The sequence below is a fragment of the Sporomusa termitida genome, assembly GCF_007641255.1.
GTDB lineage: Bacteria > Bacillota > Negativicutes > Sporomusales > Sporomusaceae > Sporomusa > Sporomusa termitida.
This window is the reverse complement of the sequence record NZ_CP036259.1, coordinates 126,878-140,673: the sequence shown is the minus strand read 5'-3', so window position 1 is coordinate 140,673 and position 13,796 is coordinate 126,878. Positions and strand designations below refer to the sequence as shown.

At 49.2% G+C, this 13,796-nt stretch carries 14 protein-coding genes; 3 read left to right on the top strand and 11 right to left on the bottom strand.

What is annotated here, in order from left to right; translation table 11 throughout:
- Positions 1-42: 42 nt before the first annotated feature.
- The 5 genes from ltrA to SPTER_RS00735 all read right to left on the bottom strand — a co-directional run bounded on the left by ltrA (position 43) and on the right by SPTER_RS00735 (position 5,793).
- A complete protein-coding gene (gene ltrA, locus SPTER_RS00755; protein WP_144348610.1) occupies positions 43-1,278 on the bottom strand; it encodes a group II intron reverse transcriptase/maturase in 1,236 nt (411 codons plus the stop codon).
- Positions 1,279-1,836: 558 nt separating this feature from the next.
- Positions 1,837-3,333, bottom strand: a complete 1,497-nt coding sequence (locus tag SPTER_RS00750) for an Nramp family divalent metal transporter (protein ID WP_144348609.1) — start codon at positions 3,331-3,333, stop codon at positions 1,837-1,839.
- Positions 3,334-3,366: 33 nt separating this feature from the next.
- Positions 3,367-3,870 (bottom strand): hypothetical protein, encoded by a 504-nt coding sequence (locus SPTER_RS00745; RefSeq protein WP_144348608.1) that lies wholly within the window; start codon positions 3,868-3,870, stop codon positions 3,367-3,369.
- A gap of 421 nt (positions 3,871-4,291) precedes the next feature.
- On the bottom strand, positions 4,292-5,419 hold the full coding sequence (locus SPTER_RS00740; protein ID WP_144348607.1) for a hypothetical protein: 1,128 nt from the start codon (positions 5,417-5,419) through the stop codon (positions 4,292-4,294).
- A 164-nt stretch (positions 5,420-5,583) separates the two neighbouring features.
- Positions 5,584-5,793 carry a helix-turn-helix transcriptional regulator gene (locus tag SPTER_RS00735; RefSeq protein ID WP_144348606.1) on the bottom strand — a complete coding sequence of 70 codons (210 nt, stop codon included), beginning with the start codon at positions 5,791-5,793 and terminating at the stop codon, positions 5,584-5,586.
- A 146-nt stretch (positions 5,794-5,939) separates the two neighbouring features.
- On the opposite strand from SPTER_RS00735, the gene SPTER_RS00730 reads away from it, so the two are divergent.
- The 3 genes from SPTER_RS00730 to SPTER_RS24450 all read left to right on the top strand — a co-directional run bounded on the left by SPTER_RS00730 (position 5,940) and on the right by SPTER_RS24450 (position 7,419).
- A complete protein-coding gene (locus SPTER_RS00730) occupies positions 5,940-6,584 on the top strand; it encodes a LexA family protein (RefSeq protein ID WP_144348605.1) in 645 nt (214 codons plus the stop codon).
- A gap of 371 nt (positions 6,585-6,955) precedes the next feature.
- Positions 6,956-7,186, top strand: a complete 231-nt coding sequence (locus SPTER_RS00725) for a helix-turn-helix domain-containing protein (protein WP_246105429.1) — start codon at positions 6,956-6,958, stop codon at positions 7,184-7,186.
- Positions 7,187-7,215: 29 nt separating this feature from the next.
- Positions 7,216-7,419, top strand: coding sequence for a hypothetical protein (locus SPTER_RS24450; RefSeq protein ID WP_170233082.1), 204 nt, complete (start codon positions 7,216-7,218; stop codon positions 7,417-7,419).
- Here the strand turns inward: SPTER_RS24450 and SPTER_RS00720 are convergent.
- From SPTER_RS00720 to SPTER_RS00695, 6 genes are all read right to left on the bottom strand, one after another.
- Positions 7,416-8,111: a TerC family protein gene (locus SPTER_RS00720; RefSeq protein WP_144348604.1), complete on the bottom strand. Its 696-nt coding sequence runs from the start codon at positions 8,109-8,111 to the stop codon at positions 7,416-7,418. The two genes, SPTER_RS24450 and SPTER_RS00720, sit on opposite strands and share 4 nt — an antisense overlap.
- Before the next feature lie 79 nt (positions 8,112-8,190).
- Complete coding sequence (gene panB / locus SPTER_RS00715; RefSeq protein ID WP_144348603.1) at positions 8,191-9,042, bottom strand: 3-methyl-2-oxobutanoate hydroxymethyltransferase; 852 nt, start codon at positions 9,040-9,042, stop codon at positions 8,191-8,193.
- A gap of 60 nt (positions 9,043-9,102) precedes the next feature.
- Positions 9,103-10,095, bottom strand: coding sequence for a Bug family tripartite tricarboxylate transporter substrate binding protein (locus SPTER_RS00710; RefSeq protein WP_170233081.1), 993 nt, complete (start codon positions 10,093-10,095; stop codon positions 9,103-9,105).
- A 52-nt stretch (positions 10,096-10,147) separates the two neighbouring features.
- On the bottom strand, positions 10,148-10,774 hold the full coding sequence (locus SPTER_RS00705) for a hypothetical protein (protein WP_144348601.1): 627 nt from the start codon (positions 10,772-10,774) through the stop codon (positions 10,148-10,150).
- Between the two features lie 2 nt (positions 10,775-10,776).
- Positions 10,777-11,499, bottom strand: a complete 723-nt coding sequence (locus SPTER_RS00700; RefSeq protein WP_144348600.1) for a 4Fe-4S dicluster-binding protein — start codon at positions 11,497-11,499, stop codon at positions 10,777-10,779.
- 291 nt (positions 11,500-11,790) lie between these two features.
- Positions 11,791-13,707 carry a sigma 54-interacting transcriptional regulator gene (locus SPTER_RS00695; protein WP_144348599.1) on the bottom strand — a complete coding sequence of 639 codons (1,917 nt, stop codon included), beginning with the start codon at positions 13,705-13,707 and terminating at the stop codon, positions 11,791-11,793.
- Positions 13,708-13,796 lie beyond the last annotated feature (89 nt).

Genomic DNA, 13,796 nt, shown 5'->3' with positions numbered 1-13,796 from the left:
TCTCAGAACCGTACTTGAGCCTCTCGACTCATACGGCTCCCATCATCTAATCATTGGAATAATTCCCATTTGCCAGTGGCTAAAAAGACTAGGTTCACACTGCGCTATTTTTGCCAACCAGTTTTGCGCTTGCTTTTGGCGGCCATTGACTCGCTTGTACTTCTTTGCTACCCATCTAATTAAGCTCTGGTTTAATTTTCGCAGGATTGGATACATCGCAGACCTGTAGAAGCGGCCATAGTAGTTAACCCAGCCTCTAATTACTGGATTTACTACTTTGGCTATATCAGCAAGTTCTTTATCGGTTTTCCGGTGAAGTTTCCACCCGCGTATCGTCTGATGCATGGCTTTGCTTGCTTTCCTGCTGACTGCTGGTAAAAAGTTAAGAAACCGCTCTCCCTCTCTTGTTTGAGCGCTTCTTGGCCGAAAGGTGTATCCTAGAAAATCGAATGTTATTTCCTGATTATTCCCTGTACGTTTATTGTCTTTGCAATAAATAATCTTCGTCTTATCTGGATGAAGTTCAAGTCCGCATTCTCTGAATCGCTGGTCTAGTTTATTGAGTAGCTTTTCTGCCTCTTCTTTGGTTTTGCAGTGGATTATTCCATCATCTGCATATCTTGCCCATGGATTTTGTGGATTGTTTCGCGCCATCCATTTATCAAATGCATAATGCAAAAATAGGTTCGCTAGTACCGGACTAATTACCCCGCCTTGTGGCGTTCCCGCTTTTCTCACCATTATTTTTCCATCTCTTGTTTGAAATGGGCTTGCTAACCATCTCCTGATGTACAATATTATCCACTTACAATCCGTATGTCTCGTTACTGCCCGCATGAGTAGCTCATGGTCTATCGCGTCAAATAATGCCTTGATATCATACTCCAATACCCAATCGTATTTCCAACATCTCTGTCTGGTTATCGCTATTGCATCTATAGCCGATTTCCCTGGTCTGTAGCCATACGAATCCTGACAAAAATGTGGTTCTACCATGGGTTCCAAGTATATTTTCACGACCATTTGTGCTATTCTGTCGCTTACACTCGGTATTCCTAGCATTCTTTTCCCGCCACTCTTTTTCGGTATTTCTACCGCTCTGACTGGCGGTGGAAAGTAGCTTCCAGAGGACATTCTGTTCCACAGCTTATACAGGTTTTCTTCAAATCCTTCTATGGATTGCCCATCAACACCGGCTGACCCCTTGTTCGCTTTTACCTGTTCGTATGCTTGTTTTACTGCTTCTCGGGGAATTACAAACGATTTTGTTTTGTCCATTAGTTCCTCCCTATTGGTTGACCAATTTTCAAAACCAGATAACATAGCTCCTTCGCTCTGCTTTCATTACAAAAGTTTCCTCACTACTACGAGCTATTCCGCCCCTATACCCCGCATCCGTACTTTCCTCCTTGCGGGGTCTCCGCTTGGAGTTTTCCTTTCTCATCAGGGTCGTAGGTTCCCACGTTCCTAACTAAAGCCTGTACCACATTCACGCCGCCTCTATACCGGTCGCCCTCTGGTCGGTAATCAGGTTTCCTCCAGACTCTTCCCAGGATACCTGTCTGCTCCTGGTTTTGACGACTCCTGCAAGTTTCGATACTTCAACAGCGGTTCATTTTTATTCGTCTCCATTGGCACTTACCTGACAAACTCTCAGTTCGCCTTTTCCGTAACGCTCACTACCATGGCTTTTGTCCACAGCAGCTTACGGTGGTTTGAGTCCTCCACCTGAATGGCGGTTCGGAGGGCCTTCCTCCATCTCTAGTTAAGCTTAGCGATGCTTGTTGTTCTCAACCATCGCCTTCGTGGCGCACGACAGGTCACTTGTCCCAGCGCTTAAACTAACTTGAATTGATCCAGAACCGAGAAGACAGCCATTGCAATTAGGAAGATACCTGATAATGCTACACAAACTACAACCCAGGAAGACATCCTGTATTCAGGCGGCAATACTTTGCGTTCAGCATAAATTTGTGCTAAGCACCAAAGCCCGCAAGATAATGCCCCGCCAAGGATTGAGCCGACCATTACAATTGTGACCACATTGAAACCTGCCCAATTATAGGCTAAACCACCAAGGCTCATATAGATCCAGACATATTTGGCGACACCGGTCTTGCCTTTCTCTCGTACCCAGCTGGAGGCGGGTCTGAAGGCTTCGTAGACGGTTGACGGGTATAGCTCATAAATGCTGGAGAGAACTCCCCATAATGCACACCATACTGCCAGCCAGTACAGGTAAACAAGTCCGGGGTGAATAACCGTAAGGAAGGCACTTTGATGTTCAAGCAGTTTCATGCCGGAAGGTATGAGCTGCTGCGTATGCAGCACTGCTGAACCGAGAGCTGTGAAAACCACAGTAATTAAGAGTAATGTACCAAAACTGACAATAGTATCAATTTGTGCGGCCTTAAGCCAGGTTTTGGCTTTGGCAATTTCTCCTTTGGATGTAGGCAAGGGGAACTGGCCCTCAATAATGTGGAGCTTCTCTTCAATCTCTTTTTGATTAGGCAAACCCATTGCGCCCCAGCCTTTGTTACGATACAACCCGACATAACCTATGTAATCATAAGTGCCACCACCTATGGCACCCACATATGCCACCATTTCCATACCAATGCTGCGACTGGCGATTTCTGGGTATTTGGTGGCTATCCATGGCTCATAAGTCGGCATGTTGGGAATAAGTCCAAGCAGAAGTTGACCCCAGTCAGGGTTAACGGCAAAAAGAGCTACAAATGATGTAATCACTTTGGCAATTACAATGTAGGTCTGTGTTGTCTCAACATGCTGGTAGGTACCTGATGCCACGATGGCAAGAGTTCCCACGATATAGATTGTTGCCCATATCGGAACAGATAATGCCCCGTTCGTGAGGTACATCATCATATTGGCAAGTAAATTAGCTACTCCGCCAACCCAGGAAGGCATACTTAGCACCGCTAATACACCCAGTAAGATAGGAAACCAGTTTTTGGGACCGGGGAAAATACGTCCCCAGCGGGTGATGGGATGCTCACTTGTTAAAACAATATAACGGGTACCGGTGTAACTCATAAAGCCTTTGGAAAGAGCACCTAATAATAGGCACCAAAGAATGCTATAACCAAATATTGCAGCTCCGCGGGGGGCAAAAAATACTTCACCGGAGCCGACAGTTGCTGAAGCAAGTATAATACCAGGCCCAAGAAATCCTAATAGCCCTCTCCAGCCTAATAATAGCTTTTTGTCAGGTTCAGGATAACTAAACAAAGCTTCTTTGGGGTCATTAGCTGATGCAGGAGTCACAGGATTTGCAGGTCTTGGGTTAATAACAATTTTAGTGTCGGGCATGATTACACCTCCAATTTTTTTTAAACTAATGACTTAGTGCTGACGCCTCAGCCTTTTCCCCTCCTCTCTCCTCTCCATCATTGATGGTGATGTCACAATCAGATGTACAGCCTGGTGGCATCTGAAGAGTGCATATGTGGAATAGCAGGCAAGTCCTATGGGAAGTATGACTACTATACTTCGGGCATAAATGAGCAAGCAAAGGGAAAGGACCCACCCAAAAACTGCTATCCATTTCCAGCTATTCAATAGCTTTCTATAGTAACCAAGCATATGTAAAAGTTCTTCTTTAGTCTCCGCAGAGCTGGATACTGGCCGTGAGCTCATAGAAGGATCTTTGGGGAAGTGCGGTTTTTTTGATAATAATTTTCGAAGATAATACAGGCAAAGCAAAAAGAACAAGGGTGCAAAAACAACATTTTTCTCCAGGACTGCCATGGCTGTAAGTGTTGCAAAACCTGTAATTGCAATACTGCGTGCAGCAATCTGCCCCTGCGGTTGTCCTTTTAAGCGTTCACTAATAGTTTTAAAAATCATACCGTCATTCCTCCAAAGTTATTTAAATACATATATAAGAACAGTGTTCATACATTAGAACAATAATTTTTCCTCCCAATCGGAGGAAAAGTTATTTAATATAACGGACTCAACAGAGTAATGAAAAATCTTTTAATATAATTATAATATTTTTAATTATATGATAATATTAAATTAATACAAAAATGTGAAAAATGCAAGCAGTATTTTTTGTAATAGTGTAAATATAAAAAAAAGAGTAAGACAATGCCAAACCGGCCAATGTTCAAGCCATGATTAGCGCCTGCACAGGCAAACAGTCCAATAAACAGTACGGCTCATGCAGTCAGGCCTCTACCTGGCTGCATGAGCTGTGTTTTCTTTGTCAGCAACCTGATTCGCCCACAAATTATAACTCCCTCCTCGCCTGTACCTATTATTCCTATACAGATTTGTTTTCTGCGTCCGTCCGCAGCTCCCCCCTGGCTTTCAGCGCCGCCGCCCGGGCCTGCCAGGCCAGCCGGGCCTGAGCGGCCAGCGACCGGGAAGCCTGGTGTTGTGTGCTCCGGATGAGCGGCGGCTGCCAGAGGGGGGTCACGGAGTTAATATTGGCAAAACCCAGGTCAGCCGCCGGTCTCAGGGTTCGGCAAGGTGCGTCTTTGAGGCTGGCCGGCGGCGGGTTGTAGATGTCGATCTGGTTGCCTCTGACAAACCATAACCGGTCATTGTTTACAGGCAGGGCATTCTCATACAGCAGCGCCCAGAGGAAACCGGGAGCGGCTGCCATCTCATCCACCGCTTCCGTCAGCTGGCTGAGCAAGGCGGGCGCCGGCGAGGAATTGACCTGCAGTTGGAGGACGGCGGCGGTGGTTTTGTATACCCGGCCCCGGAAGGTCGCATAGTCTTCGTTATAGCGGCCGGCCAGGATATACGTGTCGCCGCGGTTACCGATGACAATGTCGCGGAAGTCCAACTGATCGCTGGTACTGCCGGCCGGTCCCGCCTGGAAGACAGTCCTGGCAGTCATGGTGCTGAGATCAACGATGTCCAGCCGGGAGTCGGGATTATGGCGGCCGAAGTGCTGGGGGCCGCCAATACAGGGAACATAGATGTTGTTGTAGTCGCCGTTATTAAAGGTAAAGGCAAACGGCTCCAGAGCCAGGGCATTTTTGCCGACTTTGACATAGTCGCCGGCGGTGTAGCTGAGAGCGCCGGTCGTGGGCTCAATACGCAGCCTGACAAGCGTACTGGCCTGGTAGGCAGCCGCGCCCCAGGGTTCATCCACGCTGGTAAAGAGGGCCAGCAGGGAATTGCCCACCTTCAGCAGGGCCACCCCGTTGTGCTGCTGGCCGGCCGGCGCCAGCGGCGGGCGGTCAGGGCCCTCGCTGGCGTTAAAGTACGCCGGAAAAGGCATCGTTCCCGCTTCCGCAAAGGCATTGCCGGCCATGGCCACAGTGACAATGGCCCCACCGGCATAGTCAATAGTATGAAGATAATTGCCGGCAGGTACGGCACCATACAGGTAATTCAGCGCCGGCCAGGCCATAGTATCCAAATCTCCCTTTGGCATTTACCAACCCTCCTCCAGATGATTGCTTTGAGCCCCGCCCGGGTCGACCGGCAGGCCAGTGTTATGATAGCTGTTGTCGTGAAAACTACATCCTCAACCTAAAGTGTCATAATGACACTTTCGGGACAGACTCCTCCCTCCGCCGGCAGGCCAACCTGCTCAGTTCATTTTAACAACTTTCTATTGTTAAACACATCGCCGAAAATAATCTCCATCGGCACGCCCGCATCATCGGCAATCTTTTTCATGATAAACGGGCAAGGGCACTTGACGCCGCGCTCCCAATAACTCCAGGACTGTTGGGACACACCGTACCGGGCCCCCATTTCCGCCTGGGTCCGCCCGCTGCGAAATTCGATAAGCTTTGTTCTCACATGCTCACCCCGACAACTTCTGGTTGTTCATGTCTCTTTTATGATAATACAACCGCATGTTGTTGTCAATTGTTTCCACAAAGTTTAGTTGTTGCTATTTTCTTTTACAACAGTCAGTTGTAATATGAAGATAAGTAGGTGATAAGATGTTGGCGGCAATTATTAAAGCAGAACGCACAAAAAAAGGACTTACGCAGGAGGAACTCAGTAAAATTGTCGGCGTTACCCAGCAGGCCGTCGCTAAATGGGAAGCAGGCAAGGCCATGCCGGATACGGCCCTGATCCCCACGCTGGCGGCTCTTTTCGATATCCCCCTCAGCCGTTTATTCGGGGTCGAGGAGACCGGGAAACTACCGGCCATCCCCCTTAACGCCGATGACCAGCCGGCCTTTTACCGCGTGCCGGTCATTGGCCGCATCCCGGCAGGTTGTCCGGTGCTGGCCCTGGAGAGTTTCGAAAGCTACGAGGATATTCCCGGCTCCTGGTTGAGCAACCACCCGGAGGAATTTTTCATTTTGCGTGTGGTCGGCGACAGCATGGAGGGCGCCAGAATTTTTGACGGCGATAAAGCCCTCATCCGCAAGCAAAGCTGTTTTGACAATGGTCAGATTTGCGCGGTCGGCATTGCCGGCGATGAAGAGGAATACGCAACCCTGAAATACGTGTATGATCTTGATGAGCAGTTTGTGGAGCTGGTGCCTGACAACCCTAAGTACAGGCGCAAAAAGGTCGCCCGCGGCAAGGTCCGCATCTACGGCTTGCTGACAATGACCTACCGGCAGCATAATTAACAAACCCGCCAAGCAAGCGGGCAGGTAATTGTCATTCTAACCAAATCGCTGCCATTAGGCACAGACTTTTACTTAGTGCCTTGAAGACACTTGTCTGCCGCGCTATACTATAATGGAAACAAATCGCACGGAACCCCCCTGTTTTCCGTTGCTGCTACAGCGCAGGCCTGTGTGACAATGAGCGACAGGTGTCTCGATGACACAGTTTTAGGCAGACTTATGTCTGTGTTTCCGCACAGGCAGTCCGGCAAACAAATCTTTCTCCTTTTCTCCCCCTCGTTGGCTTTAAATTCTAAAAATGGGTTGGCCTACAATTATCTTTATTTCTATTTTAGAAGTATTGCTTCTAAAAGCCAAGTATTAAAGGTGGGTTGTATGTAATATTTTTTTCAGACCGGCTGAAAACTCTGCGCAATAAGCATAAAATCAATCAAACGGTCTTAGCTAATCTATTAAACGTCAGTCAACGGCAGATCTCATACTATGAAAATGGTAAGGATACCCCGCCGCTGCCAGCTCTTATCACGCTAGCCGACTATTTTGGCGTCTCGCTTGATTATTTAGTGGGCAGGTCAGATGAAGCGCAAAGCAATCGGAAATAACAGAGAGTAATAACAGCCGGACCAATCAGATGAAAAAAGAACACGGACATCTTACCACCATGGTGACAGTATACTATAAACCCTTCAGATTCTCCCCACGCTGGACACCCTTGCCAGATGGTTCCCACTTCAAGCCTATAAAGGAATTTCACCGCCTGGATTTTGCCCATGCCGGGCAAACGCCAAAAGACGCCGTTGCAAAACGGTGTCTTTTGGCGTTTGGGCTGATTTAGTTTGGTGTGTCGGCCTGCTTGGTTTGGCGCCGGTCATGGCGCTGCTCCTTCTGCGACTTATTGCGCCAAAAGCCAATGGACAATACACCGGCGGTAATGACAACCGGCACTAACCAGCCCGGAAGAATATTGTCAATTACAGGGCCGATTTTAGCATCGCCAACCATCATTTCACCGGCTGTCCACGCTATAAGCGCCGCCCCGGCATAGATAACCGCCGGATATCTATCCATAATTTTAATAATAATCTGGCTGCCAAAGATAATAAGCGGAATACTGAAAGCCAGACCTAAGCCAAGCAGCACATAATCGCCCTTGGCGATCGCGGCAATCGCCAGGGTATTGTCAAGACTCATAACCAAATCGGCGGCAATGATTGTTTTAATCGCCGTTGCAAAAGAAGCGCCGGCGGCAATGTCTTCGCACTTGTCTTCTTCCATAAGCAATTTGGCGGCAATCCAGACCAGCAGAAAACCGCCGGCAAACTGCACATAGGGTATTTGCAACAGGACCACGGCCACAAGGGTTAAAATAAGCCGTAGCCCGATTGCGCCCGCGCTGCCCCACAGGATAGCCATTTTTTGCTGCTGCGGCGGTAAACAACGGCTGGCCATGGCAATAACCACTGCATTGTCGCCGCTAAGCACGATGTTGACCATCATGATACCGGCCAGCGCTACTAAAAAGTCCATGTACTGCCCTCCTTTTATCATGCTTGCTTCAGCCGCCTGTACCGGCTGCCGGGCCTGGTTTAAAACAAGCCCGCCTTCTTTACTGAGCTAACAGCTTATCCAGTTCGGCAATTTCCTGCGCCTCCATCGTATAGGTATGCTCAGTATCGACCGGGAATTTTCCGGCCCGTACCTCCAGTGTGTACTCTTGGAAAGCAGTGGTCAGGATCTCACCCACCTTGGCGTATTTCTTAACGAATTTAGGGGTAAAGTTGTCATAAAGGCCGACCATATCGGCGTATATAAGCAGTTGCCCGTGGGTAAACGAGCCGGCGCCGATGCCGAGGATGGGAATAGCCGCCCTGTCAGCAATTGCTTTGCCAACAGCGGTGGGCACCCCTTCCACTAAAATACTGCAGGCGCCCGCCTCTTCAATCAGCTTAGCCTGGCGGATGAGGCTCATTGCCGCCTGCGCCGTTTTTCCCTGGGCTTTATAGCCGCCGATCTGGCCCATGAATTGCGGCGTAAGCCCGATATGCCCCATGACAAGTATCCCGGCCTCGCTTATCGCCCGGATGCGGTTTAAAATCCTGGGGCCGCCGCCTTCCAGCTTAACGCAATCCGCGGCGGCCTCCTTGATAAACCGGCCCGCATTTTCAATAGCGGCAACATCGGCAGCCTGATAAGACATGTAGGGCATATCGCCGATAATGAACGTCTGGGGAGCGCCCCGGCGGACAGCCTGGCAATGACGGATCATATCCGCCATGGTTACCGGCAAAGTGGTATCATAGCCCAGGGAAACCATCCCCAGGGAATCCCCGACCAGAATCATGTCCACGCCTGCTTTTTCCTGCATCTTGGCCGTGAGATAATCGTAAGCGGTCAGATAAACAATTTTTTCGCCTTTGCTGACCATGCTTTGAAAATCCAAAATCGTTTTTTTAGCCATTATTTTATTTCCTTTCCTTGTTTAATTTGCCGGCTGTATTGCCGGCCGTTTCAACTTTGGTTATTGGGCGGCGATATCGTTAAGAATGTCGGCATATTTTTGGTTTTCCTCGCCCAAAAACTTTTTGAAGGCTTCCGGCTCCAGGAAATGCTCGGTTAAACTGTTTTTCGCCAGATAGTCTTGTTGCCACTGGGCGGTCTGAGTTGCTTTTCTGAAGGCTTCAACCCAGAATTTGACCGCCGCCGGCGACATGTCAGGCGGCCCGGCTATGCCACGGAACTGTTGAAAGACCACCTCTTGATAGCCAAGCTCCCCAAAGGTGGGAGTATCCTTAAATACGCTGGCCAGTCTCTTTACGCCAAACCCGCCTATCGTGGCTACTTTTCCCGCTGCTATCTGGGCATTGCATTCATTGGGATTGAATATGCCGGCTTTTATGTGCCCGCCCAGCATGGCACTCATGACTTCGCCGGAGCTGTTAAAGGGAACATACTTAAACCTGGCCCCGGTGTGCCTGTTAAGCAGCCCGACACATAACTCATCTTCAGTACCTTTGCCCGAACCGCCGATGGTGATTTCATTGGGAGCGGCTTTAGCCGCGGCGAGCAGTTCATCGAAGGCTTTATAGTTGCCCGCCAACACGCCAAGCAGGTATTCATCCAAGGCCAGGTTGACGATGGGAGTCAGCTTGTCGTAGCTTACAGCTGTCTTATTCATCAGATTGGAGGTCATCTGCCCGGAAACGTAAGCGGTAATGACATGATTATCCCCTTTTTTTGAAAAGGTGTACGCATCGCCGACCGCGCCGGCCCCACCCGGTTTGTTGACAATCATCAGCGCTTCGTCAGCAAATTTGTTCTTCTGGATAATATCGGCCAGGATACGGGCAAACAGGTCGCTGCCGCCCCCGGGAGCGTAGGGGACAATAAATTCCGTGTTTTTGCTAGGAGTAAAGGCGGCCGGCTTGTCCGCCGCCTTTTCCTGCGAACCACAACCAGCCACCAATCCAGCCAACATAAGACAGGCCAATACTACTGCCAACCACTTTTTCATGTCCATCCTCCTCGTAATGCTTATAATAAAGATCACTAAGAAAAACCGTGCTTTAGCGTTTGGCCATTTCGGCGATAAGCTTGGCCGCACGGTCTGTATTAAATATACCACACATGCAGGGTTTAAATAATTCGGCTGCTGCCGCCGGCGCCGTTGTTTTTCCTTTTTTTACTTTTTCGATCATTTCATTAATAAAATTCACCGCTATCATCGAGTGCCCGCACATGGTGGCAATCTCCAGTATTGCCTGGGGTGGCAGCTTTTCTGTTTTTCCCCATCTGCCCAGCGAGTGTTCTACGGTATGTGGTTTAAGGCCTGTTTGCGCACAACATTCTCCCACCTCATCCACTAAGCCGGAAATTACGATGGAAAGCCCCAGATCGGCCTGTTTTAAGTCTTCAATCATGGCAATTACTGCATCCTTATTATTAAAGGTTGCGGTAACAACAGCACGGTCTTCCACATTATTCAGCATATTTTCCCGGCTGAGCTGGTGATATTCATTCCCCTTCCGGCAATCGCCTAACGTCACACAGTTGTTTTTCAGGCATAACTCCAGAAATCTTCTGAGTTTGGGCCCTGACTGTTCGTGATTGATATCCTTGCTGGGCATACAGAGAAAAACCCAGTCTCCCTGCAGGCTTTCCCGGCTTCCTACCCGGTGCAGTGTATGTGTCATGACTATGCCTCCCTCACTAGCGGCCGGCCAAGGCCAATATTTACTTTGCCGTTAGGCGACAGCCAAAGCCCATTCTCTTCAACGATTTTTACATGGGGGACAACGCCGCCAGCGCTGACCTTGGAACAGATATCCAGGCTGAACACCGTATCCAGGGCCGGCGTCACGTCCTTAAGGATTTGCAAAATGACCGGCGCTTGCTCTTCCCGCACGCCAAATTCAATAATGGCGGAAAGGACCTTTTCATTGAGCAGTTCGTCTTTAAACTTGCCGGTAGCCGGATCAGCCATCATACTGGTAATCGGGTTTTCTTTTTCAAATTCAACGTTTTCCCGGGCAACTGCTTTAGCTACTTTTTCCACATCATACATCCGGGTGGCAACGCCCGGGCGGCCCAGTTCGATAGCGATGCCGACCCAGCCCTGTTTAAAGCGGCCCGTAACATCATTGGTCTTCATTTCCTCGGTGCCGCGCCCGGATATCTGGGATTCCTCGGCAATAGTAAGCACATCGCTCATAATGCTCCGGATCGTCCGTGGCCAGGTTAGCTCCTGCTGATAAAGGGAGTCGGTCGGACATACTCGCAACCGCCGGCACACCCCGCATTCCACACACTCATCAAATTCAATCTGCACTTGCTTGGCTGCGTCTCTCCCAATCGCTGCAACCGGGCATTTTGCTATGCATAAACCACAGTTGATGCATGTTTCTTTGTTAATTTCCATTGGATCATCCCCTCTTTAAAATTTAATGTCTGCCGGTTCGGCAGCAGCTTGGCCGGGAATGGCTCGCCTCCTTTAATAAAATTCAGTACACACCTTATGCATCTTACCGCAGTTGGCATCAGTCCACGGGCTCAGTAGCACTGGATTGCAAAATCCGTGCCAATATAAATAGGAGAAGCCGGCAGTTGCCGGCTTCTCCTATTTATATTGATTTAATTTACAAAATTATCGCAAAAGACTGACTATATATCCTGGCTAGTTCGCAACTTTTTGTTTAATCTGTTCACTATGTTACATTTCCAGTTCCTTTAACCACCGCCACAGTGTCGTCCGGCTGATGCCAAGTTTGGCTGCTGCTTTGGCATAATGATAATTTACATCCTGGAGAACCGCGAGCAGAACGGCTTTATCCAGTTTTTGCTTGGTGCCGGTATGGGCCGGGTTCTCACTGCGGTTGGAGCTTTTTACCGCCAGGCCGGCAGTCAAGGCGTCCTTCTCCGGATTGAAGGCCGATAACACATCCTCTTTTGTGATCCTGTCGCTGTAGGCAATGACCGCCAGGCGTTCGGCAATATTCATCAACTCGCGGACATTGCCCGGCCATGAATACCGGTCCAGCAGTTGTTGCGCCTCCGGCTCAATCTTTTTGTTCGGTTTACCAAAGCGTGAGCAATAGGAGTGCAGAAAATATGCAAACAGCTGCAGTACATCCCCGGTCCGTTCCCGCAACGGCGGAACATGCAGTTCCAGCACATCCAGCCGGTAGTAAAGATCGGAGCGAAAAGCCTTTTCCCGGATCAATTCCCCCAGATCACGGTTCGTGGCCGCTATGACCCGTACGTCTATCGGAATAATCTTACGATCCCCCAGCCGCATGATCTCCCGTTCCTGCAGTACCCGCAGCAGCCGCCCCTGCACTTTAATTGAAATTTCTGATATTTCGTCAAGAAAAATAGTCCCCCGGTGAGCAAGTTCAAATAAACCGGCCTTGCCTTCTTTGGCCGCGCCCGTAAATGCTCCCTCGACATACCCAAACAGTTCGCTTTCGAGCAGATTTTCCGGCAGCGCCGCGCAATTAAACGCTACAAACGGACCGGCGGCCCGGTCACTGGCACTGTGGATGCTTTGGGAAAACATTTCCTTGCCGGCGCCGGTTTCGCCGACAATAAGAACATTAGAGTCAACTGTACTGTATTCTTTGGCGATCCCAATCGCCCGTTGAAGGGCCTTGCTTTTACCAAAAATATTAGAAAATGAAAATTTGGCGCTGTGCCCCCGGGGGTAAATCTTCCGTCTTATTTTTCCTTCCATTTCCTGAATGCTCGCAACCGGCTGAAACGTGGCAATAGCGCCTACGACCTGGCCTTTAACAGTAATGGGGGCATTATTGATTACTACCTGCCGGCCGCTCAAGGTTTTAATTTCGCCGACTTCGGCTGTTCCTGTCGACAAAACCCTGCCCAGCCGCAATTCGGGAAAAACCTTATCTGCCGCTTTCCCTTCCATGGTGCCCTTTAAGCCGGTTATGTCCGTTGCGGCCGCATTGATTAAATTGATATTGCCCTGTTCATTTACGGCCACTATGCCTTCGATGGAATAATCAAGAATCGTGCGGAATCTCTCGCTGCGTTCCTGTTCCTGCTTTTTGACAAAATAGGTCCTTTTCGCCTCAATCAGAGCTTGATAAATCGCTTCCCGCCCGGTTTTTATGAAAACCGTTTGCAGACCGATCTGATCGGCAATACAGGTTGACACAACCCCGCCGCAGATGATAGTAATGCCGTCATCTTTAATGGCTGTTAAGCTTCGGCGCGCATCTTCCTCATTGTCTACAATGCTGGTGACAATCTCAATGCCGGTGATTTCATTAATGCTGCGGGCGCCATACACCATGTCTTCCGTACCGACAATAGCCACTTTCTGCGATTTATACCGGGTCCGGCATTCCAAAACCGCCCGGATAACATCATAACCACTGACAGGCAGGCGAATCACCGGAATATCCTCCATAACCCGCTCGGCCAGCGATGCCGTAATCCCCCGGGCAACAACAACATCTGTTTTGATTTTTTTGTAGTCAATCCGCCGCGGTACCCCGTCGATGGCCACAAGCTCAATCGTCCAGTTACAATCGTTTTGTTGGGTAAAAACCTCTTGAATATCCTCAAAAATGTCTGAGTACGGAACCATAAAAGTGATTTTAGCCATTTTTTCACCCCATTAAGTTGCACCTTAACACACATCAAGTAGGATTTCGACACTAAACGTCAAATTTTTAATAATAATTGTCGAAAAAA

What these genes read in the sequence shown, in the direction of transcription:
- ltrA (WP_144348610.1), bottom strand. Translation starts at nt 1,278, where the DNA reads ATGGACAAAACAAAATCGTTTGTAATTCCCCGAGAAGCAGTAAAACAA.
- SPTER_RS00750 (WP_144348609.1), bottom strand. Translation starts at nt 3,333, where the DNA reads ATGCCCGACACTAAAATTGTTATTAACCCAAGACCTGCAAATCCTGTG.
- SPTER_RS00745 (WP_144348608.1), bottom strand. Translation starts at nt 3,870, where the DNA reads ATGATTTTTAAAACTATTAGTGAACGCTTAAAAGGACAACCGCAGGGG.
- SPTER_RS00740 (WP_144348607.1), bottom strand. Translation starts at nt 5,419, where the DNA reads ATGCCAAAGGGAGATTTGGATACTATGGCCTGGCCGGCGCTGAATTAC.
- SPTER_RS00730 (WP_144348605.1), top strand. Translation starts at nt 5,940, where the DNA reads ATGTTGGCGGCAATTATTAAAGCAGAACGCACAAAAAAAGGACTTACG.
- SPTER_RS24450 (WP_170233082.1), top strand. Translation starts at nt 7,216, where the DNA reads ATGAAAAAAGAACACGGACATCTTACCACCATGGTGACAGTATACTAT.
- SPTER_RS00720 (WP_144348604.1), bottom strand. Translation starts at nt 8,111, where the DNA reads ATGGACTTTTTAGTAGCGCTGGCCGGTATCATGATGGTCAACATCGTG.
- panB (WP_144348603.1), bottom strand. Translation starts at nt 9,042, where the DNA reads ATGGCTAAAAAAACGATTTTGGATTTTCAAAGCATGGTCAGCAAAGGC.
- SPTER_RS00710 (WP_170233081.1), bottom strand. Translation starts at nt 10,095, where the DNA reads ATGAAAAAGTGGTTGGCAGTAGTATTGGCCTGTCTTATGTTGGCTGGA.
- SPTER_RS00705 (WP_144348601.1), bottom strand. Translation starts at nt 10,774, where the DNA reads ATGACACATACACTGCACCGGGTAGGAAGCCGGGAAAGCCTGCAGGGA.
- SPTER_RS00700 (WP_144348600.1), bottom strand. Translation starts at nt 11,499, where the DNA reads ATGGAAATTAACAAAGAAACATGCATCAACTGTGGTTTATGCATAGCA.
- SPTER_RS00695 (WP_144348599.1), bottom strand. Translation starts at nt 13,707, where the DNA reads ATGGCTAAAATCACTTTTATGGTTCCGTACTCAGACATTTTTGAGGAT.